Genomic DNA, 22468 nt, shown 5'->3' with positions numbered 1-22468 from the left:
TGCTGTACTTCCGAGGTGCTGCCATGCTCTCCATCCTTCACAGGTTCGAGAGCCTCCAGCAAACCCGGGGCGATTCAACGTGACGGTACGCATGAGCGGACTCGTGTTCTCCCCGACCCGGTTCGGATCACTGTGTGACCCCCGATGTCTGATGAGTCCGAATCGGGAGGGGGATTGTTAGCACACGTGAAGAACCGTTATCGACGCGTTACCCGGTGTCATTCACGTATTCGACGGTGAGCACTGCTCACCTCGACGCCGCATACCGCTTGGTGAGTTCACCCTTCACCAGCTTGCCCGTGGGTGTGCGAGGTAGATCTGCAACGAAATCGACCGAGCGTGGAACCTTGTACCGTGCAAGCGATTCGCCCGCGAAGTCGAGCAGGTCGTCGGCAAGCGCCTGTGAGGCCTCGTAGGCCGGATCGAGTTGCACGAGCGCCTTGGCGACCTCGCCGAGATCCTCGTCGGGTACACCGATCACTGCGACGTCGTAGACGGCCGGGTGGTTGATGAGAACGTTCTCCGCCTCTTGCGGATAGATGTTGACGCCACCGGAGATGATCATGAACGCCTTGCGGTCGGTGAGATACAGAAATCCCTCGTCGTCGACGTAGCCCATGTCGCCTGTCGTGGCCCAGGTCGGGTGCTGTGGGTGATAAGCCGACGCTGTCTTTCCCGGGTCGTTGTGATACTCGAACGCAGGCGTCTCGCGCTCGAAGTACACGAGGCCGACATCGCCGACGGGCACCTCGTCGCCGGCGTCGTCGCAGATTCTGATCACGCCCATACCTGCTCGCCCGACGGAACCGGGATGTGTCAACGCGTCCTCGGGGCCGATGAACGTCGCGCCCGCGGCTTCGGTCGATGCGTAGTATTCGTGGATCACCGGACCCCACCATTCGATCATTGCGCGCTTGACCTCGGCGGGGCACGGAGCTGCGGCGTGGATCGCCACCTTCAGGCTCGACACGTCGTACTTGTCGCGAATATCCGTGGGCAGCTTGAGCATCCGGATGAACATCGTCGGCACCCATTGGCTGTGCGTCGCGCGATACTCCTCGACGAGTCTCAGCGCTTCCTCCGGCTCGGAGTGGTCCATGAACACCACCGTGCCCCCGACAGAATTGGTGACGCCGCAAAAGCGCAGTGGCGCAGCGTGATACAGCGGCGCAGGGGATAGGTAGACGCTCTCGGCGTCGAATCCGTACAGCGGGCCGAAGACTGCGGTGTACGCATCGGGGATCTCCGCGACCAACCCGTCCGGTAGTGGTGTGCGAATCCCCTTGGGGCGTCCCGTGGTTCCCGACGAATAGAGCATGTCGGTCCCTCGGGGTTCGTCGGTGCGCGGTGTGTCCGGTGCTGCTGCAAGCACGTCGTCGTAGTCATCGAAGCCGTTGATAACCCCACCCCAGGCGATGCGATGACCTGGCTCGGCAAGTGCTTCGATGGTGCCGCTCGTCGAGACCGCTTCTGCCACAGCGGCATCGGCGAACAGTACCTTCGCCGCGCTATCGGTGAGGATGTAGCTGGTTTCGTCAGCGGTCAGGTGGTGATTGATCGCGGTGACGTAGAGCCCACTGCGCAGCGCTGCCCAATACACCTCGAACATGTGAAGGTTGTTGCGCGACACCATCGCGATGGTGTCGCCCGGGCGTAGGCCGAGTTCGTCGAGATGGTTCGCCAACCGCGCGGAGTTGTCATCGAGTTCGCGGTACGTCAGGGTGGTTCCGGTCGCGGCGTCGACGACGGCGGCTTTGTCAGGGGTGCTTGCGGCGATGGTTCCTGGGAACACGACGATCTCCTCGATGACGCGGGGTGCGAACGATGCCGAGTGTGATCGGCATCTCATGCGAGATCGTAGACCGAGCGATAGTTCGGTGGGCCGAGATTGCCACAATGGCAGATGCCTACCTCATGACTCCGCCGTGGCGCGCGAGCGCACCGACGCCTCCACGAGGTCGAGGACGGCCGACAGGTCGTCGGTAGGTCGTCCCGATGCCAATCGCGTGATCAGCCCGTCGAGGACGAGGTCGAGGTAGTCGAGCAGAACGTCGGTGGGGACGTCGTCTCGCAGTCGGCCGGTCTCACGGCCGCGTTCGAGTCGATCGAGAGTGGCCTTCTCGAGCTCAGCCGAGCGTTCCAGCCAGGCCGACCGGAACGTCGGATCGGTGCGGAGCTTCCGCGCGATTTCCAGCCGCGTGCCCAACCAATCGAAATCCTGTGGGCGCGCGAGCATGTCGCGCATGACCTGAACGAGACCCTGCTCTGCCGCGACGTCGGCCATACGCTCGGCGTCTTCTCGCGCGAGGGCGAGGAAGAGCGCCTCCTTGTCGCGGAAATGATGAAAGATCGCACCGCGAGAGAGTCCTGTCGACTCCTCGATGCGTTTGACCGTTGCTCCGTCGTAGCCGTACTCGGCGAAGCAATGCCGCGCGCCGTCGAGAATTTCCCGACGACGCGCGGCAAGGCGGTCATCACTGACCTTGGGCACTGCTATCGCCCTGTCAGCTCTTGATCATGTTGCGGAGCACGTACTGCAGGATGCCGCCGTTGCGGTAGTAGTCGGCTTCACCGGGTGTGTCGATGCGCACCTTGGCGTCGAACTCGACCTTCGAGCCGTCTTCCTTGGTGGCGGTGACGTGCACCGTCTTCGGCGTGGTGCCGTTGTTCAGCTCCTCGATGCCGGTGATGTCGAAGGTCTCCGTGCCGTCGAGGCCCAGCGACTTGTGCGACTCGCCCTCGGGGAACTGCAGCGGGATGACGCCCATGCCGATGAGGTTCGAGCGGTGGATGCGCTCGAAGCTCTCGGTGATGACGGCCTTGACGCCCAGCAGGCTGGTGCCCTTGGCGGCCCAGTCACGCGAGCTACCGGTGCCGTACTCCTTGCCGCCGAGCACGACCAGCGGGGTGCCCTCCTTCGCGTAGTTCTGCGCGGCGTCGTAGATGAACGACTGCGGAGCGCCCTCCTGCGTGAAGTCGCGGGTGTAGCCGCCGGTGACGTCGACGAGCTGGTTGGCCAGGCGGATGTTGCCGAAGGTCGACCGGATCATCACCTCGTGGTTACCGCGGCGGGCACCCAGCGAGTTGTAGTCCTTGCGAGCCACACCGTGCGCGTCGAGATACTGCGCGGCGGGAGTGCCGGGCTTGATCGTCGAGGCGGGGGAGATGTGGTCGGTGGTGACCGAGTCGCCGAGCTTCGCGAGCACGCGGGCGCCCGTGATGTCGGAGACCGGATCGGCTTCGAGCTTCATGCCGTCGAAGTACGGAGGCTTCCGCACGTAGGTCGACTCGTCGTCCCAGTCGAAGGTCTTGCCCTCGGGGGTGGGCAGGCTCCGCCACCGCTCGTCACCCTTGAACACGTCGGCGTAGTCCGCCGCGTATTGCTCGGGGCTGATCGAGCTGGCGATGGTCTGCGCGATCTCCTCGTTGGTCGGCCAGATGTCCTTGAGGAAGACATCGTTGCCGTCCTCGTCCTGGCCGAGAGGATCGGACTCGAAGTCGAAGTCCATCGTGCCTGCGAGCGCGTAGGCGATGACCAACGGCGGCGACGCGAGGTAGTTCATCTTCACGTCGGGGTTGATGCGACCCTCGAAGTTTCGGTTACCCGAGAGCACCGCGGTCGCGGTCAGGTCGTTGTCGTTGATCGCCTTCGAGATCTCCTCGGGCAGCGGTCCCGAGTTGCCGATGCAGGTGGTGCAGCCGTAGCCGACGAGGAAGAAGCCGAGCTTCTCCAGGTACGGCCACAGGCCCGCCTTCTCGTAGTAGCCGGTCACGACCTGCGACCCGGGGGCCATCGAGGTCTTGACCCACGGCTTGGAGGTCAGGCCCTTCTCGACGGCCTTCTTGGCGAGCAGGCCCGCTCCGAGCATGACCGAGGGGTTCGACGTGTTGGTGCAGCTCGTGATCGACGCGATCGTCACGATGCCGTGGTCGAGGATCATGTCGCCACGCTCGGTCGAGGACACCTTGACGGGCTTCGACGGACGACCCTCAGCACCCTTGCTGGCGTTGTGGGCGGGCTCATAACCGTCATCGGCGAACGAGAGCTTCGCGCCATTGGGGTCGATGGCGGGGGAGTCCGAGGCGGGGAAGCTCTCCGCGTTCGACTCGTCGACACCGTTGTAGGCGGGCGTGTTGCCCTCTTCGACGTAGTTGTGGATGTCCTTGCGGAACGCGTTCTTGGCATCCCACAGTTCGATGCGGTCCTGCGGACGCTTCGGGCCTGCGATCGACGGGACGACCGTCGAGAGATCGAGCTCCATGTACTCGGAGTACTGCGGCTCGGTGGCGTCCTTCTCCAGCCACATGCCCTGTTCCTTGGCGTATGCCTCGACGAGGGCCAGCGTCTCCGCGCTGCGGCCGGTGAGCTTCAGGTAGTTGATGGTCTCGCCGTCGATCGGGAAGATCGCGCAGGTGGAGCCGAACTCGGGGCTCATGTTGCCGATGGTGGCGCGGTTGGCCAGCGGGACCTCGGCGACACCATTGCCGTAGAACTCGACGAACTTGCCGACGACGCCGTGCTTGCGCAGCATGTCGGTGATGGTCAGCACGACGTCGGTCGCGGTGACACCCGGCTTGGCCGCACCGGTCAGCTTGAAGCCGACGACGCGCGGGATGAGCATCGAGACAGGCTGGCCGAGCATGGCGGCCTCGGCCTCGATACCACCGACGCCCCAGCCGAGCACGCCGAGGCCGTTCTCCATGGTGGTGTGCGAGTCGGTGCCGATGCAGGTGTCGGGGTAGGCGACCTCGGTGCCCTCGGAGTTGGGGCGAACCATGATCGAGCGGGCGAGGTGCTCGATGTTGACCTGGTGCACGATGCCGGTGCCCGGCGGGACGACGCGGAAGTCGTCGAATGCGCCCTGGCCCCAGCGGAGGAACTTGTAGCGCTCTTCGTTGCGCTGGTACTCGATCTCGACGTTGCGCTCGAATGCCTGCGCGTTGCCGAATGCCTCGATGATGACGGAGTGGTCGATGACCATCTCGGCGGGTGCGAGCGGGTTGACCTTGTCGGGATCGCCGCCGAGTTCCTTGACCGCGTCGCGCATGGTGGTCAGGTCGACCACACAGGGAACGCCGGTGAAGTCCTGCATGATGACGCGAGCCGGGGTGAACTGGATCTCGATGCTCGGCTCGGCCGAGGGATCCCAGTTGGCGATCGCTTCGATGTGGTCCTTGGTGACGTTCGCGCCGTCTTCGGTGCGAAGCAGGTTCTCGGCGAGGACCTTGAGTGCGTAAGGGAGCTTCTCGGTTCCCTTGACAGCGCTCAGCCGGTAGATCTCATACGACTTGTCGCCCACCTCTAGGGTGCCTTGGGCGCCAAAGGAATTGATACTCACGACTTAATCCACTCTCCTCGTGCCGACGGGCTGCGTCGGCGTCGTTCGACATCTCACGTGTGCGCACGTGGACTGCGTGGCCGGCTCGTCGACGAACGCCGCTCGTCGACTCCGACCGTGACCCGACGGGCTGCGCCGGGTGTTCGAGTGCTGTCGGTGGCGCCGGTGGGTGGTACCGATGCCTCCCTGCCCTCGCGGGGCGGCCACGGGGCCGCCGTGGTCACCATGTCATCTTAACAGTACGGCTGTACTGTTTACAACACGCGACACGCCCGCTTACCGCCTACCTCCAGCATCCTCCATTCTGGCGCATGCCACGAGGCGAGGGTCACGCGGTCGTGTGCGCGTCGGCGACATTTAATGGCTGCGAAACCTTCTTAGGTGACACGCGGGGGTGGGTCCCCGACCGCGATCGGCCATTGGGCAGGATTGGCGTGGCAGCGCGCATGCCTTCCGGGTATGGGGTTCTACTGCAGAGCAGAAAGTTGGGTACAGCTGATGAGTCCAGGTCCACAGGGCTACCCCGCGATCATCCCTGCGAACGTCGACATGACAGGCCTGCGGCAGGAACTGCTCGCCGACCACGTTGCCGCACCCGCCGATCAGGAACCCGCGCTTCGCGCCCTGGTGGCCCGCGCACAGTCCGACGGGCACGACCTCAACGTGGTCGTCCTGACCGAGCCACAGCCGAACTTCACCTACTACCGCGACATCGCCACCCAATTGCAGTCCGAGGTCGGCGGGACCGTCCTCGTCATCGGCCCCAACTCGGTCGGTAGCTCCTCGGCCGACTTCAGTCGTGTGGTGCAGGAGCAGGCCATGGACGACCTGACGCTGCAGAATCCGTCCGTCGCCGCCACACAGATGTACGAAGAACTGACGTCACCGCAGATCGACTGGACGCTCGTCACCATTCTGCTGATCGTCGTCACGATCATCGGAGCCGTACTCGCGCGGGCGCGCACCATACGTGCACGTCGACGGCGCGGCGAGGTCGCACAACCGGTCACACAGTCGTCGCCATCGGCTGCATCTGCGTCGGGCGAGGACGTGGCGTCGGCGACGTCGTCGTCCACTCATTGACACCCGTCTGAAAATCTCACGTCGCCAACCGCCGACCCCCGCTCGTAGGGCACAACCGGGTCTCGTCGTCGTTCGACGCTCTGTTGCCAATTCGATACCTGGCGAGTCATCTCGCCCTTTGGGCTGTTCACGGCATTTTCCCAGGTAATCACCTGTATGTAATTCGTTGCAGCGGTTTTCTCGTGTGTCCGATGTGACGTACGGTTCTCATGTCACTTGTGTTGCTGTTGGTATCCAATGCACCACATGTGGTAGGTGATGCACGTTGGATGGTTGGGGAAGACGTGCACCCTGTGTTCGGACATGGAGATGCGTGCGACTCGAGGCAGCGCGACTTGAGGCATGACATCGCCGGCGAGGGCGAGGAGTTTCACGTGAGGCGAGTGACCACCGGTGTGGCTCGTGGTACCCCCAGGCGGGGCACACCGCGATTTGCACGTCTAGGGGCCGTACTTGCGGTCGCGATGCTCAGCGGAATGGGTGCGGGACAGGCACTGGCCGCCCCGGGCGCGACCGCGCCGAAGAAGCCGACGAGCGCGGTGTCGACGTTGATCAATCAGATCGCGACGGCCAACCAGAACATCAAGGATCTCGACGGTGCGGTGGCCGTTCGCCAGGAGAACGCCAACAGGTCGCTTGCCGACTACCAGAACTCGATCGCCGCACAGCAGTTGGCCACACAGGCCGCGTCCGGCGCCGAGAACTCGCTCACAAAGGCCAACGGTGCTGCCAAAGATGCGCAGAAGTCCTTCGACGCACTGATCCGCGACGTCTATCGGAACGGCACCACGTCGAGCTCGATGACCAAGTACGTGTCCTCGGATAACCCCGATCGGGTGCTCGAGCGGATGTCGACTCTCGACCGTGTCGCCCGCAACCAGCAGGACACGATCCGTCGTCTGCAGGTGGCCCGCAACCAACAGGCCAACAGGGTCTCTGCGCTGCAGGCTCTCAAACGTCAGGCAGCGCTTGCCACGTCCGGCGCGGAGCAACGCAAGAACGACGCGCTCGCCGCGGTACGCGAAGCGCGGTCGGCGATGGTCGACGAGCAGCAGCGTCGCAACTCGCTCGTGGCGCAACGCGATACGGTCCAGCAGCAGCTCGACAAGCTGCGCGGCACGGTCACGACGCCCAAGAAGGTAGACGCTCCCGCGCCGACCGATCTGTTGTCGGGGCTTTTCCCCGGAATCCCGGGACTGCCGGGACCTCGTCCGAGCGCGCCCGGCGCAACTCAGGTCGACGGGACGAGTGACAACCAGGCACTGCAGGTAGCCGCGGAGGCCGCCGCTCGACTCGCGGGAGACCTGGGACAGAAGGCGCTCGCGGCGATGGTCGGTCAGGCGCAGATCCCGCACTCGGAGCTCTTGGATGAACTCGGACTCGGGGGAGCCTCGCTGGGATCGTCCGGTGCGGACAGCATCGCCAGCAGGCTCGGTTCCGGCAGCCTCGGCACTTTGTTCGGCAGTTCGTCGGGTGGCGGCGGCGGGCCGGTACGTCCGGGCCTGCGTGGCCCGCAGGCCGTGGAGATCGTCGTGAACCGTGCGCTCTCGCAGCTCAACGTGCCCTATGCGTGGGGTGGCGGCGACGCCAACGGCCCCACCCTCGGTATTCGCGACGGCGGTGTCGCCGACAGTTACGGCGACTACAACAAGGTCGGCTTCGATTGCTCGGGTCTCATGATGTACGCGTTCGGCGGCGTCGGCATCCAGCTCCCGCACTACACGGGCTACCAGTACACATCGGGTCCCCAGGTGCCGCTGGCGCAGATGCAGCGTGGCGACATGATCTTCTACGGACCCAATGCGAGTGAGCACGTCGCGCTCTACCTCGGCGACAACAAGATGGTCGAGGCGCCGCAGTCCGGCGACGTCGTGAAGGTGTCTCCGCTGCGCACGGCTGGTGCGATGCCCAACGTGGTGCGGCTGCTCTGACCGTCCCGGTACTGAGCTGACAACGGTGTGCCACGCCATCCGAACGACCTTCTTGGCGCGTTTTCAGGACGCACGGCTACGCTGGCTTGCAATCATGTCGGCAACCGATTCTGCGCGGACATAACCCGGCCGGGCCGGGATCCGGACGAACCTTAGGAGTACGGGTTGACCTCTTCGCATCCGAACACTGAGCAGGCGCAGGCTGCGTCGAACTCAGCCGGGGGAGCGGTGACGCTCAGCGACGACGACGTGAAGCTCGTGGAACGCGCGATCTATGAGGTCAAGCGTGTGATCGTCGGCCAGGATCAGCTCGTCGAGCGCATCCTCGTCGGACTGCTGGCTCGCGGGCACATCCTTCTCGAGGGTGTCCCCGGTGTCGCCAAGACGCTCGCGGTCGAGACGTTCGCCAAGGTCATCGGCGGCAGCTTCTCCCGAGTTCAGTTCACGCCGGATCTCGTGCCCACCGACCTCCTGGGAACCCGCATCTATCGGCAGGGTCGCGAAGAGTTCGACACCGAGCTCGGCCCCGTCGTCGCGAACTTCCTCCTCGCCGACGAGATCAACCGCGCGCCTGCAAAGGTCCAGTCGGCGCTCCTCGAGGTCATGGCCGAGCGGCACGTCTCGATCGGTGGCACCACCTACCCGATGCCGAGTCCGTTCCTCGTCATGGCGACGCAGAACCCCATCGAGAACGAGGGCGTCTATCCGCTGCCGGAGGCGCAGCGCGATCGCTTCCTGTTCAAGATCCTCGTCGACTACCCGTCGGTCGAGGAGGAGCGCGAGATCGTCTACCGGATGGGCAATGTCCCACCGAGTGCGTCGCAGATCCTCGATCCGGAGACGACGATCCGGCTGCAGGAGACCGCGGCCAACGTGTTCGTCCACCACGCGCTCGTCGACTACGTCGTCCGTGTCATCAACGCGACCCGACGTCCCGCTGAGCTCGGCCTCCACGATGTCGACTCCTGGTTGTCCTACGGAGCCTCGCCGCGCGCGACGCTCGGCATCGTCGCAGCTGCGCGCGCGCTGGCACTGGTCCGCGGCCGTGACTACGTGATCCCCGCCGACATTGTCGAGCTGATCCCCGACGTCCTGCGTCACCGTCTGGTGCTGAGCTACGACGCTCTCGCCGACGAGGTCACCGCCGATCAGATCATCAACCGCATCCTGCAGACCATCGGACTGCCGCAGGTGGGTACCCAGCCGGTGCAGCAGCAGGGGCCGCCGGTCCAGGCAGTGCCCGGTCAGCCGATGCCGGGTCAGCCCGCAGGGCCCCAGGCCCCGGGCGTGAACGGTGCACCCGGTCAGAACCCGCAGCAGCCGCAACAGGTACAGCCGGTGAACGGGGCGCAGGGCCGCTACCCGGCGGGACCGGCCAACCAGACGTCAGCGCGGTATGGCGGCTAACAGCACACTGCCATCGCTCGAATCAGGCCTGCTCGACGAACCTCAGCTCTCGGCAGCGCTGAAGTCGCTCGAACTGACGGTGCGCCGCAAGCTCGACGGCGTGCTGCAGGGCGAACACCAGGGACTGATTCCGGGACCGGGCTCCGAACCCGGAGAAGCACGGCCCTACCAGCCCGGCGACGACATCCGGCGGATGGAGTGGTCGGTCACCGCGCGCACGACCCAACCTCACGTCCGTCAGATGATCGCCGACCGTGAGCTGGAGACCTGGCTCGTCGTCGACGCATCCGCGAGCCTCGACTTCGGCACCGTCGCCCACACGAAACGAGAACTCGCGGTGGCGGCGTCGTCGGCCATCGTGCATCTCACCTCGGGTGGCGGTAATCGCCACGGGGCGGTGGTCTGTACCGGCGACAAGATCGTCCGCGTACCCGCCCACGCCGGGCGTGCCCACGATCTGAGCCTGCTGAAGACGATCGCGACCACCCGTCGCGCAGCACCCGGCGTGCGTGGCGATCTGAAGGCCGGGCTCGAAGCGTTGCGTCGACCGCAGCGCCGCCGTGGCCTTGCGGTCGTGATCAGCGACTTCCTCGGTCCGATCGACTGGGAACGTTCGTTGCGCGCCATCGGCGCGCATCACGAACTCCTGGCGATCGAGGTCCTCGATCCCCGCGATCTCGAGTTGCCACCCATCGGTGACGTCACACTCGCCGACGCCGAGTCCGGCGAGATCAGACAGGTCACGATCACCGAGTCGCTGCGACGCGACTTCGCCGACGCCGCCCGAGCTCACCAGCAGAAGGTGCATCGCACCATCCGTGGCTGTGGCGGACCCGTGTTGTCGCTGCGTACCGATCGGGACTGGATCAACGACATGGTCAAGTTCGTGGGGCGTCGTCGCCGCGGACTCGCCGCCGGGGTGGGGTGAGGACGACAGTGTTCTCGCACCCCTGGTGGTTGCTCGCGCTCGTCCTCGTCGCCGCTCTCGGCGCAGGCTACTGGTACATGCTCCGCATGCGGCGTCAGCGGGCGTTGCAGTTCGCCAACACCGAGATGCTCGACCGCATCGTGCCCGCAGAGCCGCGGTGGAAGCGTTGGCTGCGCCACGCACCTATGGTCGCGCTGCTCCTGGCGTTGGTGCTGCTCGTCGTCGCAGTCGCCGGACCGCAGGCCAACCGCAAGATCCCGCGGAACAAGGCGACGGTGATCCTGGTGATGGACGTGTCGCGCTCGATGAACGCCACCGACGTCGCACCGTCGAGAATCAAGGCGGCACAGGCGGCGGCGAAACAGTTTGCCGACAACCTCACCGACGGCATCAACCTCGGACTGATCTCCTTCGCGGGTACGGCGTCGACCCTGGTGACCCCGACGCCCAACCACGATGCCACCAAGCAGGCGGTCGACAAGTTGCAGCTCGCCGACAAGACGGCGACCGGTGAGGGAATCTTCGCCGCTCTGCAGCAGATCCAGACGCTCAACGCGGTGCTCGGCGGAGACGAGGGCGCGCCACCCGCGCGCATCGTGCTGCTCTCCGACGGTAAAGAGACCGTGCCAGACGACCCGGACGATCCGCGCGGAGCCTTCACCGCCGCCCGCAAGGCGAAAGAGGAGAAGATCCCGGTGTCCACGATCTCGTTCGGTACCTCGACAGGAACCGTCGATCTCGAGGGCGATCAGGTTCCGGTTCCCGTCGACGACGAGTCGCTGCGCAAGATCGCCAACCTCAGCGGTGGCCGGTTCTTCACGGCGTCGAGTCTCGATGAGCTGAACAAGGTCTACAGCACCCTGCAGGAGGAGATCGGCTACGAGTACCGCAAGGGTGACGATTCGTGGCCCTGGCTGCTCGCCGGCACGATTTTCGTCATCCTCGCCGCGGGTGGGGCGATGCTCATCAACCAGCGATTACCCTGATCGGCGCCGAGCATCCCGGCATCGACCCTGCCGACGGCACACGTACCCGCAACGGATAGGTTTGTTACCCATGTCGCAGAGCAATGAATCTCCCAGCCGTGTCTCGCGTTCGGTTCTCGTGACCGGCGGCAACCGCGGCATCGGTCTCGCGGTTGCTCGTCGTCTCTCCGCGGACGGCCACAAGGTTGCGGTCACCCACCGTGGCTCCGGCGCTCCCGAGGGGCTGTTCGGCGTCACGTGCGACGTCACCGACACCGCGTCCGTCGACGCCGCGTTCAAAGAGGTCGCCGAGCACCAGGGTCCGGTCGAGGTGGTCGTGTCGAATGCGGGCATCACCGCAGACACTCTCTTGATGCGGATGAGCGTCGACAGCTTCGAGGACGTCGTCGATGCCAACCTGACGGGCGCATTCCGCGTGACCAAGGCCGCGACGCGCGACATGCTGCGCAAGCGGTGGGGTCGATTCATCTACCTCGGTTCGGTCGTTGCGCTGATGGGTACCCCGGGGCAGGCCAACTACGCGGCGTCGAAGGCCGGATTGGTTGGCCTCGCCCGCTCGGTCACACGCGAGCTCGGCGGACGCAACATCACCGCGAATGTCGTCGCGCCCGGCCTCATCGATACCGACATGACCCGGTCGCTGCCCGAGGAGTACACCAAGACAGCCGTCGACCAGGCGATCCCCGCCAAGCGCATGGGACAGCCAGAAGAAGTCGCCGCTGTGGTCAGCTTCCTCGCGTCCGACGACTCGGCCTATGTCACCGGAAACGTCATCAACGTCGACGGCGGCCTCGGTATGGGCCACTAGCCGTATCAGCCGCACACCCCCAGCCGCACACCGACAGACACCATCCACAGACACGCCTACCCGCAGAGGAGCCCAGCACTGTGAGCGGAATCCTGGACGGAAAGACCGTCCTCATCACCGGCATCATCACCGACGCGTCGATCGCGTTCAGCACGGCAAAGGTCGCGCAGGAGCAGGGTGCGAAGGTGATCATCACCGGCATCCCCGAACGACTGCGGCTGATCGACCGCATCGCCAAGCGACTTCCGCAGGAGGTGCCGCCCGCGATTCCGCTCGACGTCACCGACGAGCAGAGCCTCGGCGAGCTCGCCGACAAGGTGCGCGAACTCGCGCCTGAGGGTGTCGACGGCCTCGTCCACTCGATCGCGTTCGCGCCGAAGACGCTGATGGGCCCCGACGCCGTGCCCTTCCTCGACGGTCCTGGTCCCGACGTCGCGAAGTCGTTCGAGATCTCGGCATGGAGTTACGCCTCGCTCGCTCGCGCGGCGCTGCCCGTGATGAACGAGGGCGGATCGATCGTCGGCATGGACTTCGACCCGCGCACGGCACTGCCGGACTACAACTGGATGGGCGTGGCCAAGGCCGCACTCGAGTCGGTCAACCGCTACGTGGCACGCGAAGTGGGTTACGCGAAGAAGATCCGCTCGAACCTCGTCGCCGCGGGTCCGATCAAAACCCTTGCAGCCAAGGCTATTTCGGGTACGGCAACCGACGATGCCAAGAAGCTCACCATGCTCAACACCTACTGGGACGGCGCGTCGCCCATCGGTTGGGACGTCAACGACCCGGTCGTGGTCGGCAAGAGCGTGTGCACCCTGCTCAGCGACTGGCTGCCCGGCACTACCGGCTCGATCGTGTACGTCGACGGCGGAGCCAGCCACAACACCTGGTTCCCGGAGAACTTCCTCAGCGAGTGACATCGCAGAGCTCGAGCACGCAGAACAGCACGGCATTCGACGCCGTGCTGTTCCTCTCGTTCGGCGGACCCAACGGGCCCGACGAGGTGATGCCGTTTCTCGAGAACGTCACGCGCGGTCGAGGCATCCCGCGCGAGCGACTGGAGGCCGTCGCCGAGCACTACTACCACTTTGGTGGGGTGTCGCCGATCAACCGGCTCAATCTCGACATGATCGAGTCGTTGCGTGCCGAGCTCGCGCGACGGGGGCGCGACCTTCCGGTCTACTTCGGAAACCGCAACTGGGAGCCGATGGTCGAGGACACCGTCGAGCAGATGTACGCCGACGGTCACCGGCGTGTGCTCGTGTTCCCGACCTCCGCCTGGGGTGGCTACTCGGGATGCCGCCAGTACCACGAGGACATCGCCCGTGCCCTCGACGCTCTCGCCGAACGCGTCGCCGATTCCGCCGACGACCCGTTGTTGCTCCGCAAACTTCCGCAGTACTGGGCCGAGCCTTCTTTCGTCGACGCCGGCGCAGATGCCGTGCGACGCGCTGTGTCTGCGCTGCCCGCTTCGGATACGCCGGCTCATCTCGTCTTCACCGCGCACTCCGTACCGATGACTGCCGACGCGGCGTCGGGGCCGGTCGACGAGACCGCCGAACGCACCGGCGACACCACGAACGGCGAGGGTATCGCGGCCGGCGGTGGTCGGCTGTACTCACGGCAGGTGCGCGCGGCGTCGAACGCCGTGGCCGAGGCGGTCGGGGGCCCTGCACCGTCAGATGTCGATCAGGTCTGGCAGTCGAGGTCGGGCCCACCGCAGATCCCGTGGCTCGAGCCCGACATCTGCGACCACCTCGAATCTCTCTCCGCGGCAGGCATATCCAGAGTGGTGGTGAGTCCCATTGGATTCATCTCCGACCACCTCGAGGTGGTGTGGGACCTCGACAACGAGGCCGCGGAAGTCGCCGAGAAACTCGGGATGGAATACGTGCGTGCCGACAGCGTGGGCACCGATCCACGCTTCATCACGCTGATCGCCGATCTCATCGACCGGTATGCCGACGGCGGCGGTGATCTGCGGGCTCTCGGGTGCGCCGACAATGGCGCGACGTGCCGCCCGAACTGTTGCGTCCCCGCGCGCCGACCGCAGCGCGCTTAGCGATCAGGGCGAGACGGCCACGAGTCGCTGAGTTCAGGGGATCGTCGGCACGTATTCCGAGATCACCCGGTTCACCGCTGCGCCGCGTGCGGCGCGGGCAAGCGAGACCAGTCGACGCAATTCGCCGTCGCCGGAGAGCAATTCGTTCGACGTTGCGCCGAACGTGACGTCACCTCGACCGGCGACGGTGACGATGGCCTCGATCTGCGCGGCCGTATCGATCACTCTGCTGGCGCGGGCGTCGTCGTGGGGCGGGAGGTCGACCTGATTGCGCAGCGTCAGCGCGCGGACGGAGCCACGGAGATCGGCGGGCGGGTTGCCTGCACGCGATCCGACTCTGGTCGCCAGGGCTGCTGCCTCCGAGACCGATTGCCGCAGTTGATATTCCACTTCTCCGACGGGCGCGGACGGATCTGCGGGCAGCGGTCCGGCGTAGCGGTGGACAGACCAGCGGCAGACGTCGGCGTCGAGGTGGGGGACGAGCGCAAGGGGACCGGCGCGATCTCCGATCTCATCGTCGACCAGCAACACTTCACCCGCTGCGAAAGACGCAGACGTGGCAGGTCCCGGGGGCAGGCCGTGCGGGTCGCCCGCCGACGGCAGGCGCACCGACATCGCCGTGGCATCACGGAGGAGAGCGAGGAGTCCGAGAACGCCGTCGTCGCCGACGCGTGGGTGGTCGGTGTGGTCATCGACCACATGGCGGTCGGCGAAGATCGCAAGCGTGTCGGCCACATCGTCGGGTGAGCATCGGCCCGCCAGCCACGCCGCGGCCCAGCCACCGAGCGCGCATGCGGGCCACGCTCGCGTCACGGTGTGGTCGGTACTGGTCACGAGGAATCACGATACCGATGGCTGCTCACGCGCGCTGCGCGCACCGACCCCACGCGCGTAGCGCGCATCGACTCCGACACGTCCGCGGCATGCCCGGCGTGGCGACACGTGGCGGGTCCGGTCTGCCCCTAGCGTGTCCGGGATGAGCGACGATCGATATGGACGAGACGTGCTGGCGACGCCGCGGCGGGCCAAGCCGCGACCACCCGAGGTGGCGGCCCAACGTGACCTGGTTGTCGAGGATGCCGCAACCGGCTTCTGCGGTGCCGTCATCGGACTGGAGAAGAGCTACTCCGGCGATCTCGTGCGACTCGAGGATCGTCACGGACAGTCGCGCGTGTTCCTGATGCTGCCGGGTGCGTTTCTCATCGACGGCAAACCGGTGACGCTCGTGCGCCCACGGACCCGCGGGCCGCAGGCCCCGTCACGCACCGCGTCCGGATCGCGGGCGCTGCCGCAACAACGTGCGCGGCAAGCCAGGGCGAGTCGACTCTTCGTCGAGGGTGTGCACGACGCCACGCTCATCGAGCGTGTATGGGGCGCCGACCTCCGCGCCGAAGGCGTCGTCGTGGAGAGCCTCGACGGACTCGACAATCTCGAAACCGCGCTGTCGGAGTTCGGGCCGGCACCGCATCGACGCGTCGGTGTCCTCGTCGACCACCTCGTCGCTGGCTCCAAAGAAGAACGGCTGACGGCAGAAGTCGGTGACAACGTGCTGGTGTGCGGACATCCCTACATCGACGTCTGGCAGGCGGTGAAACCGTCGTCGGTACGCATCGCCGCGTGGCCCGATGTCCCGCGCGGCGAAGACTGGAAAACCGGCATCTGCGCCCGCCTGCGGTGGGGAACTCCGCAGGATGGTTGGCGTCGAGTCCTGGCCGGCGTCAACGACTTTCGCGATCTCGAGGTCCCGTTGCTGCGGTCGGTGGAAGAGCTGATCGACTTCGTGACACTCGCGCCTGACGACGACTGATCGGACTACGCAGTTCTGCTCGACGTCCGGTTTGTCGGATTCGTTCTGGCACAATGAATATATGAGCGCACTGATCTGGCTTGCCGCCGCGGTCGTGCTGCTGATCGGAGAGATCTTCAGTGGCGATCTCGTCCTTCTCATGCTCGGCGGCGGGGCTCTTGCGACCGCGGGAGTCGACGCCGCGTTCGACCCGCCGATATGGGTCGACGGCGTGGTCTTCGCCGTGGTGTCGATCCTCCTCGTGGCTCTGGTACGGCCGATTGCCAAGCGCCACATGTTGAGTCGCCCACGGGTGCTGACCAATACCGAGGCGCTCGAGGGCAAGCGCGGCGTCGTGACCGAGCAGGTCGACGGCAGCGACGGCCGGGTCAAGATCGGCGGCGAGATCTGGTCGGCGCGCTCGATGGATCCGGCCGAGACCATCGAGCCGGGCGAGCACGTGACAATCGTGCAGATCGACGGCGCGACCGCCGTCGTCTGGAGAGGGTGAGTTCCATGGAATACATTGGCCTGGCTGTAGTGATCCTCCTGGTTCTCTTCGTCGTGGTGGTCCTCGCGAAATCGGTGGCGCTCATCCCGCAGGCCGAAGCAGCGGTGATCGAGCGGCTCGGTCGCTACACGCGGACCGTCTCAGGTCAGCTGACGCTCCTGCTGCCGTTCATCGACCGGATCCGAGCACGGGTCGACATCCGTGAACGTGTCGTGTCGTTTCCTCCGCAGCCGGTGATCACCGAGGACAACCTGACCCTCTCCATCGACACGGTCGTGTACTTCCAGGTCACCAATCCCCGCTCGGCGGTGTATGAAATCGATGACTACATCGCGGGTGTCGAGCAGCTGACCATCACCACGTTGCGCAACGTCGTCGGCGGCATGACGTTGGAGGAGACGCTGACCTCGCGCGACTCGATCAACGGGCAGTTGCGCGGGGTTCTCGACGAGGCGACCGGCAGGTGGGGTCTGCGGGTGGCCCGTGTCGAGCTGAAGTCGATCATGCCGCCACCGTCGATCCAGGAGTCGATGGAGAAGCAGATGAAGGCCGACCGGGAGAAGCGCGCGACAATCCTCGCGGCAGAGGGCCAGCGCGAGTCGGCGATCAAGACGGCAGAGGGCAACAAGCAGAGCCAGATCCTCGCGGCGGAAGGCGCCAAGCAAGCGGCGATCCTCGGCGCCGAGGCTGATCGCCAGTCGCGCATTCTGCGTGCCCAGGGCGATCGCGCGGCGGTCTACCTGCAGGCGCAGGGCGAGGCGAAGGCCATCGAGAAGACTTTCGCGGCGGTGAAGTCGAGCAAGCCGACGCCCGAGGTTCTCGCCTATCAATATCTGCAGCAGATTCCGGAGATGGCCAAGGGCGAGGCGAACAAGGTCTGGGTGCTGCCCACCGATTTCGGGTCGGCGCTGCAGGGATTCGCTCGGTCATTCGCTCAGCAGGGCGATGACGGCGTGTTCCGGTACGAGCCCAACCATGACGAATCGGCCCCGGAGGTCGACGACGCCGAGACCGAGGACTGGTTCTCCCTCGCATCAGACCCCAAGGTCGCGCAGGCGGTTGCGGAGGCCGAGGCCGTTGCGCGTACGCCCGTCGCCCCCGAGGTGAGCACACGGCCCGCGCGATCGTCGCTGCCCTACGCCGCCGCGCAACCCGCCGCGGGCGAGTTGGCCGACGCCGCGTCTCCTGCAGCGCAGGCAGACGACGACGCGTCGCGCACCGAGTGAGGTCTACGCAGCTGTCGACTGCTCGCGTACCGGTAGTCGGACGTCGACGATCAGCCCGATGACGCCGACGGCGAAGAACGTGGCGCTCAAGAGCATCAGCATCGGATTGCGTTCGCCGGTCAGGGCGTTGCCGAGCAGGACCACCGCGACGGTGCCCGGCGCCGAGGCGACGATCGTTGCGACCAGATAGGGGAGCAGTCGCACCGACGAGAGTCCGGCGCACCAGTTCAGCAGCCAGAACGGACAGATCGGGATCAACCGCAACGATCCGATCGCCAACCACCCGCGCGCAGCAAGCCTCCTGTCGATCGTCATGACGACCGGACGGCGTAGGAACGGCGTGACCCGGTCACGCCCTGCCCACCGCGCGAGGAGAAATCCGAGCGTGGCGGCCACCGCCGTCGCGACCAGTGCACCGGCAAGACCCACGACTGGTCCGAACAGCACGCCCGCGGACACCGTGAACACGGTCCGGGGGATGGGAAACACGGTCAGCAGCGCGTACGCGAGGAAGAAGACCCAGACGAACCCTGGCCCCAGGTCTTGGCCCCAACTACGCACACTTGCGACCGTCGGGACGGGGACCAGGTACGACACCAACAGGACAATGCAGCCCGCGACGAATGCGATGACCGCGTTTCGGATGACCCGTCTGCGTGCCACACGGTCCCCGACCTGACGTGGAGGCGTCGGGGTCGCGGTCTCGGAAGGCACCGGGTAACTCTACTCGTCATCTCATGTGCGAACTGCTTCCGTGGAGCACTTACTCGACCGAGCGAACGATCGGCTAAGGTTCGGTTACGCGCCCAACAGGAGCATCACGGAGGTTAGCCAGACCACATGAATGATCAGCCTGTGCAGTCAGACCTTGCAGCACTCGACGAGGCCTACCAACGGTGGTCGGAGTCGGCGGCTGCAGTACTAGCCAAGTCGCGGCGGGTTGACGTCGCCGACCTTCCCGATGCTCCAGAAGCCCTGCTGTCGACCTCGACGGCCGATGGCCTCACGGTTCGGCCGCTCTACACCCGCAAGGACGAAACCCCCGAGCCCGGCCTGCCTGGGGCGTTTCCCTACGTTCGTGGTGCGGATCCCGCGCGCGACGTGACGGCCGGGTGGCGAGTCACCGAGCGGTTCGGCGACGATCCGGCCGTCGGCGCGGCGGCGGTCAACACCGAGATCCTCGAGGCCATGAACAACGGCACCAGCGGCCTGTGGATCGCGGTCGGTGGGGCAGTGTCGGCTGACGACCTCGCCACGGTGCTCGACGGCGTCTACCTCGATCTCGCGCCGGTGACACTCGACGTCGGGGAAAACGGGATCGCTGCGGCAGAGGCGTTCGCCGCGATCCGTGCAGGTGCGCCCGAGCCACCTGTGACCATTGCGCCCACAGTTGGCACGACCCATTCGCTGGGACTCTCGCCGCTGACGGCGGCATTCAGCGGCCGACCGACCGTCGACGCCGCAGAGGCGACTGCGCTAGCCGTCGCGAATCCCGATCCCGCCCTACGGACGTTCCGCGTCGACGGTGCCGACTTCGCGACCGCCGGTGCCGACAACGGGCTCGAGATCGCGCTCGTCGTGGGCGCGGCCCTCACACATCTGCGTGATCTCACCGACGCCGGGTTGTCTCCGGCGCAGGCGTTGACCCAGGTGTCGTTCGGTGTGTCGGTCGACGATGACCAGTTCGCATCCATCGCGAAACTGCGTGCGCTGCGCAAGATCTGGGCGCGTGTCGCCGGTGTCCTCGACGCGCCGGAGGTCGGTGGTGCGCTCACCCACGCGGTCACCGCGCTCTCGATGTACTCGCAGCGAGACCCCTGGGTGAACATGCTGCGCAGCACGGTTGCTGCTTTCGGTGCGGGTGTCGGCGGAGCCGACCAGGTGAGCGTCCTGCCCTACGATGCCGCGCTGCCGGCGTCGAAGCGCACGTCGGGGCCGACGTTCACCCGACGCATCGCCCGCAACACCCAGCTGCTACTCCTCGAGGAATCCAACGTCGGCCGCGTCCTCGACCCCGCAGGCGGTTCGTGGTTTGTCGAAAGCCTCACCGACGACCTCGCATCCAACGCGTGGGCGGTCTTCACCGACATCGAGGCCGCCGGTGGCTACCGGGCCGCGCTCTCGTCGGGGTGGGTCGCCGACCGTATCGGCGAATCGCTGGCTCGACGCGACGTCGAGGTGGCGCATCGTCGTAAGCCGGTCACCGGGGTCAGTGAATTCCCCAACCTCGACGAGAAGCCGCTCGGCCAGGACACTGCCGACACGACCGGCCTCGCTACCGGAGGTCCGCGGCTCGCACGGGTCGGGCGCGCATTCGAGGCATTGCGCGATCGATCCGACGCCGTCCTCGCCGATACCGGACGACGCCCGACGGTACTGCTGCTGCCGCTCGGGAGCGTCGCAGAACACAACGGACGTACCACTTTCGTGGCGAATCTCCTTGCCGCAGGCGGAATCGCGGTCATCAACCCCGGACCGGTGACCGCCGACGACATCGCCGACCTCGCAACCGCGGCCGACACCCCGATTGCGGTCATCTGCGGAACTAAACAGCGATACGCCGACGACGGGCCCGCCGCGCTGGCGGCGGCACGTGCGGCCGGACTCGGCACCGTGCTCCTCGCCGGACCCGAAAGAGAATGGCCTGCAACGGAATCCGACGGTCAGGCGAAGCCCGACGGCTCGCTGCGTGTCGGCATCGACGCGGTCGCCACCCTGCAGGATCTTTTTGACACGCTGACCACATCGACCCCGGTCGGGGCGGATACCTCGGGAGCCTCGGCATGACTGATACGCACCAGGCGGGCACACAGCAGACGGGAACGATCGGGAGTTTCGCCGACGTCGACCTCGACGGCGCAGGCGATTTCGCCGCCACCGCAGCATCGTCGGATGCCGCCGACGCGATCGATGCGCTCGCCTCGGCGAACGGCTATTCGACCGAGCAGGTCGTCTGGAGCACACCCGAGCAGATCGACGTCAAGCCCATCTACACGCGCGCCGACCGTGACGCCGTCACCCGCGACGCCGAGCACCCCTATCCGCTCGACTCGATCCCCGGCGCCGCCCCCTTCATCCGCGGTCCATACCCGACGATGTATGTGAACCAGCCGTGGACAATTCGTCAGTACGCGGGCTTCTCGACGGCTGCGGAGTCGAACGCCTTCTACCGACGCAATCTGGCGGCCGGGCAGAAGGGCCTGTCGGTCGCCTTCGATCTCGCAACCCACCGCGGCTACGACTCCGACCATCCGCGCGTCGCAGGTGACGTCGGTATGGCGGGCGTCGCGATCGACTCGATCCTCGACATGCGTCAGCTCTTCGACGGTATCGACCTGGGCGCCGTCTCGGTGTCGATGACGATGAACGGCGCCGTGTTGCCCATCCTGGCGTTGTATGTCGTTGCCGCCGAAGAGCAGGGCGTGCCGCCCGAGAAGCTGGCCGGGACCATCCAGAACGACATACTCAAAGAGTTCATGGTCCGCAACACCTACATCTATCCGCCCAAGCCCTCCATGCGGATCATCTCCGACATCTTTGCCTACACCAGCGCGAAGATGCCGAAGTTCAACTCGATATCGATCTCCGGCTATCACATCCAGGAGGCCGGAGCGACCGCCGATCTCGAGCTGGCCTACACGCTCGCCGACGGCGTCGAGTACATCCGCGCCGGTATTGAGGCGGGCCTCGACATCGACAAGTTCGCCCCCCGACTTTCCTTCTTCTGGGGTATCGGCATGAACTTCTTCATGGAGGTCGCCAAGCTCCGTGCCGCACGGCTGCTGTGGAGTGAACTGGTCGCACAGTTCAGCCCGAAGAACCCGAAATCGCTGTCGCTGCGCACACATTCGCAGACGTCCGGATGGTCACTGACGGCGCAGGACGTCTTCAACAACGTGGCACGCACCTGCGTCGAGGCAATGGCTGCGACGCAGGGGCACACGCAGTCGCTGCACACCAACGCGCTCGATGAGGCCATCGCTCTGCCGACCGACTTCTCGGCAAGAATCGCCCGCAACACGCAGCTACTGCTCCAACAGGAGTCGGGCACCACGCGTCCCATCGATCCGTGGGCGGGGTCGAACTACGTCGAGTGGCTCACCGCGCAACTCGCCGAGAAGGCTCGTCGCCACATTGCGGAGGTCGAGGAGACCGGCGGCATGACGCAGGCCATCAACGAGGGTTTGCCGAAACTCCGCATCGAGGAGGCTGCCGCCCGCACCCAGGCGCGCATCGACTCGGGCCAGCAACCACTCATCGGCGTGAACAAGTACCGAGTCGACGACGACGAAGAGATCGAGGTTCTCAAGGTCGAGAACTCCAAGGTGCGGGCCGAACAACTCGAGAAGCTCGAAAGGCTTCGGGCACAACGTGATCAGGCGGCCGTCGATGCGGCACTGG

18 protein-coding genes are annotated in these 22468 nt (G+C 65.9%); 13 read left to right on the top strand and 5 right to left on the bottom strand.

Going from position 1 to position 22468, the window contains the following annotated elements; genetic code table 11:
* Nucleotides 1-247: 247 nt before the first annotated feature.
* The 3 genes from A5777_RS10590 to A5777_RS10580 all read right to left on the bottom strand — a co-directional run bounded on the left by A5777_RS10590 (nt 248) and on the right by A5777_RS10580 (nt 5339).
* Nucleotides 248-1792: an acyl-CoA synthetase gene (locus tag A5777_RS10590; RefSeq protein WP_064862631.1), complete on the bottom strand. Its 1545-nt coding sequence runs from the start codon at nt 1790-1792 to the stop codon at nt 248-250.
* 120 nt (nt 1793-1912) lie between these two features.
* Nucleotides 1913-2491, bottom strand: coding sequence for a TetR/AcrR family transcriptional regulator (locus A5777_RS10585; protein ID WP_005202820.1), 579 nt, complete (start codon nt 2489-2491; stop codon nt 1913-1915).
* A 13-nt stretch (nt 2492-2504) separates the two neighbouring features.
* Nucleotides 2505-5339 carry an aconitate hydratase gene (locus A5777_RS10580; protein ID WP_064862629.1) on the bottom strand — a complete coding sequence of 945 codons (2835 nt, stop codon included), beginning with the start codon at nt 5337-5339 and terminating at the stop codon, nt 2505-2507.
* Between the two features lie 498 nt (nt 5340-5837).
* Here A5777_RS10580 and A5777_RS10570 point away from each other — a divergent pair, with 498 nt between their 5' ends.
* The 8 genes from A5777_RS10570 (at nt 5838) to A5777_RS10535 (ending at nt 14544) form a co-directional block, all read left to right on the top strand.
* Nucleotides 5838-6422, top strand: coding sequence for an Rv1476 family membrane protein (locus A5777_RS10570; RefSeq protein ID WP_005202823.1), 585 nt, complete (start codon nt 5838-5840; stop codon nt 6420-6422).
* A 476-nt stretch (nt 6423-6898) separates the two neighbouring features.
* Nucleotides 6899-8353 (top strand): NlpC/P60 family protein, encoded by a 1455-nt coding sequence (locus A5777_RS10565; RefSeq protein WP_269446999.1) that lies wholly within the window; start codon nt 6899-6901, stop codon nt 8351-8353.
* A gap of 165 nt (nt 8354-8518) precedes the next feature.
* Nucleotides 8519-9760, top strand: a complete 1242-nt coding sequence (locus A5777_RS10560; protein ID WP_005202829.1) for an AAA family ATPase — start codon at nt 8519-8521, stop codon at nt 9758-9760.
* Nucleotides 9750-10688, top strand: coding sequence for a DUF58 domain-containing protein (locus tag A5777_RS10555; protein ID WP_005202831.1), 939 nt, complete (start codon nt 9750-9752; stop codon nt 10686-10688). The genes A5777_RS10560 and A5777_RS10555 overlap by 11 nt, the downstream gene beginning before the upstream one ends.
* Before the next feature lie 8 nt (nt 10689-10696).
* The gene (locus A5777_RS10550) at nt 10697-11674 is read left to right on the top strand and encodes a VWA domain-containing protein (protein WP_064862630.1); all 978 of its coding nucleotides are present in this window, start codon (nt 10697-10699) and stop codon (nt 11672-11674) included.
* Nucleotides 11675-11744: 70 nt separating this feature from the next.
* On the top strand, nt 11745-12482 hold the full coding sequence (gene fabG1, locus A5777_RS10545; protein WP_005202834.1) for a 3-oxoacyl-ACP reductase FabG1: 738 nt from the start codon (nt 11745-11747) through the stop codon (nt 12480-12482).
* 80 nt (nt 12483-12562) lie between these two features.
* A complete protein-coding gene (gene inhA / locus A5777_RS10540) occupies nt 12563-13399 on the top strand; it encodes an NADH-dependent enoyl-ACP reductase InhA (protein WP_005202835.1) in 837 nt (278 codons plus the stop codon).
* On the top strand, nt 13396-14544 hold the full coding sequence (locus tag A5777_RS10535; RefSeq protein WP_005202838.1) for a ferrochelatase: 1149 nt from the start codon (nt 13396-13398) through the stop codon (nt 14542-14544). The genes inhA and A5777_RS10535 overlap by 4 nt, the downstream gene beginning before the upstream one ends.
* Nucleotides 14545-14577: 33 nt before the next feature.
* On the opposite strand, the gene A5777_RS10530 is transcribed toward A5777_RS10535, so the two are convergent.
* Nucleotides 14578-15378, bottom strand: coding sequence for a hypothetical protein (locus A5777_RS10530; protein ID WP_064862627.1), 801 nt, complete (start codon nt 15376-15378; stop codon nt 14578-14580).
* Nucleotides 15379-15520: 142 nt separating this feature from the next.
* Here A5777_RS10530 and A5777_RS10525 point away from each other — a divergent pair, with 142 nt between their 5' ends.
* The 3 genes from A5777_RS10525 (at nt 15521) to A5777_RS10515 (ending at nt 18067) form a co-directional block, all read left to right on the top strand.
* Nucleotides 15521-16351 carry a DUF3097 domain-containing protein gene (locus A5777_RS10525; RefSeq protein ID WP_039854499.1) on the top strand — a complete coding sequence of 277 codons (831 nt, stop codon included), beginning with the start codon at nt 15521-15523 and terminating at the stop codon, nt 16349-16351.
* Between the two features lie 61 nt (nt 16352-16412).
* Entirely contained in the window at nt 16413-16841 is a 429-nt protein-coding gene (locus A5777_RS10520; protein ID WP_005202845.1) for an NfeD family protein, read from the top strand.
* Between the two features lie 5 nt (nt 16842-16846).
* Nucleotides 16847-18067, top strand: a complete 1221-nt coding sequence (locus A5777_RS10515; RefSeq protein ID WP_005202847.1) for an SPFH domain-containing protein — start codon at nt 16847-16849, stop codon at nt 18065-18067.
* Between the two features lie 3 nt (nt 18068-18070).
* Here the strand turns inward: A5777_RS10515 and A5777_RS10510 are convergent, their stop codons facing one another.
* The gene (locus A5777_RS10510) at nt 18071-18781 is read right to left on the bottom strand and encodes a TVP38/TMEM64 family protein (protein ID WP_005202850.1); all 711 of its coding nucleotides are present in this window, start codon (nt 18779-18781) and stop codon (nt 18071-18073) included.
* Nucleotides 18782-18907: 126 nt separating this feature from the next.
* Between A5777_RS10510 and A5777_RS10505 the strand changes: the two genes are divergently transcribed.
* The gene (locus A5777_RS10505; RefSeq protein ID WP_005202851.1) at nt 18908-20854 is read left to right on the top strand and encodes a methylmalonyl-CoA mutase family protein; all 1947 of its coding nucleotides are present in this window, start codon (nt 18908-18910) and stop codon (nt 20852-20854) included.
* A partial coding sequence (gene scpA / locus A5777_RS10500; protein WP_064862626.1) for a methylmalonyl-CoA mutase occupies nt 20851-22468 on the top strand: 1618 nt, incomplete at its 3' end. The genes A5777_RS10505 and scpA, both read left to right, overlap by 4 nt.

Source organism: Gordonia sp. 852002-10350_SCH5691597, from assembly GCF_001665715.1.
GTDB classification, from domain to species: Bacteria; Actinomycetota; Actinomycetes; order Mycobacteriales; family Mycobacteriaceae; genus Gordonia; species Gordonia sputi.
The sequence above is the reverse complement of the archived record's forward strand: the minus strand, read 5'-3'. Positions and strand labels throughout refer to the sequence as shown.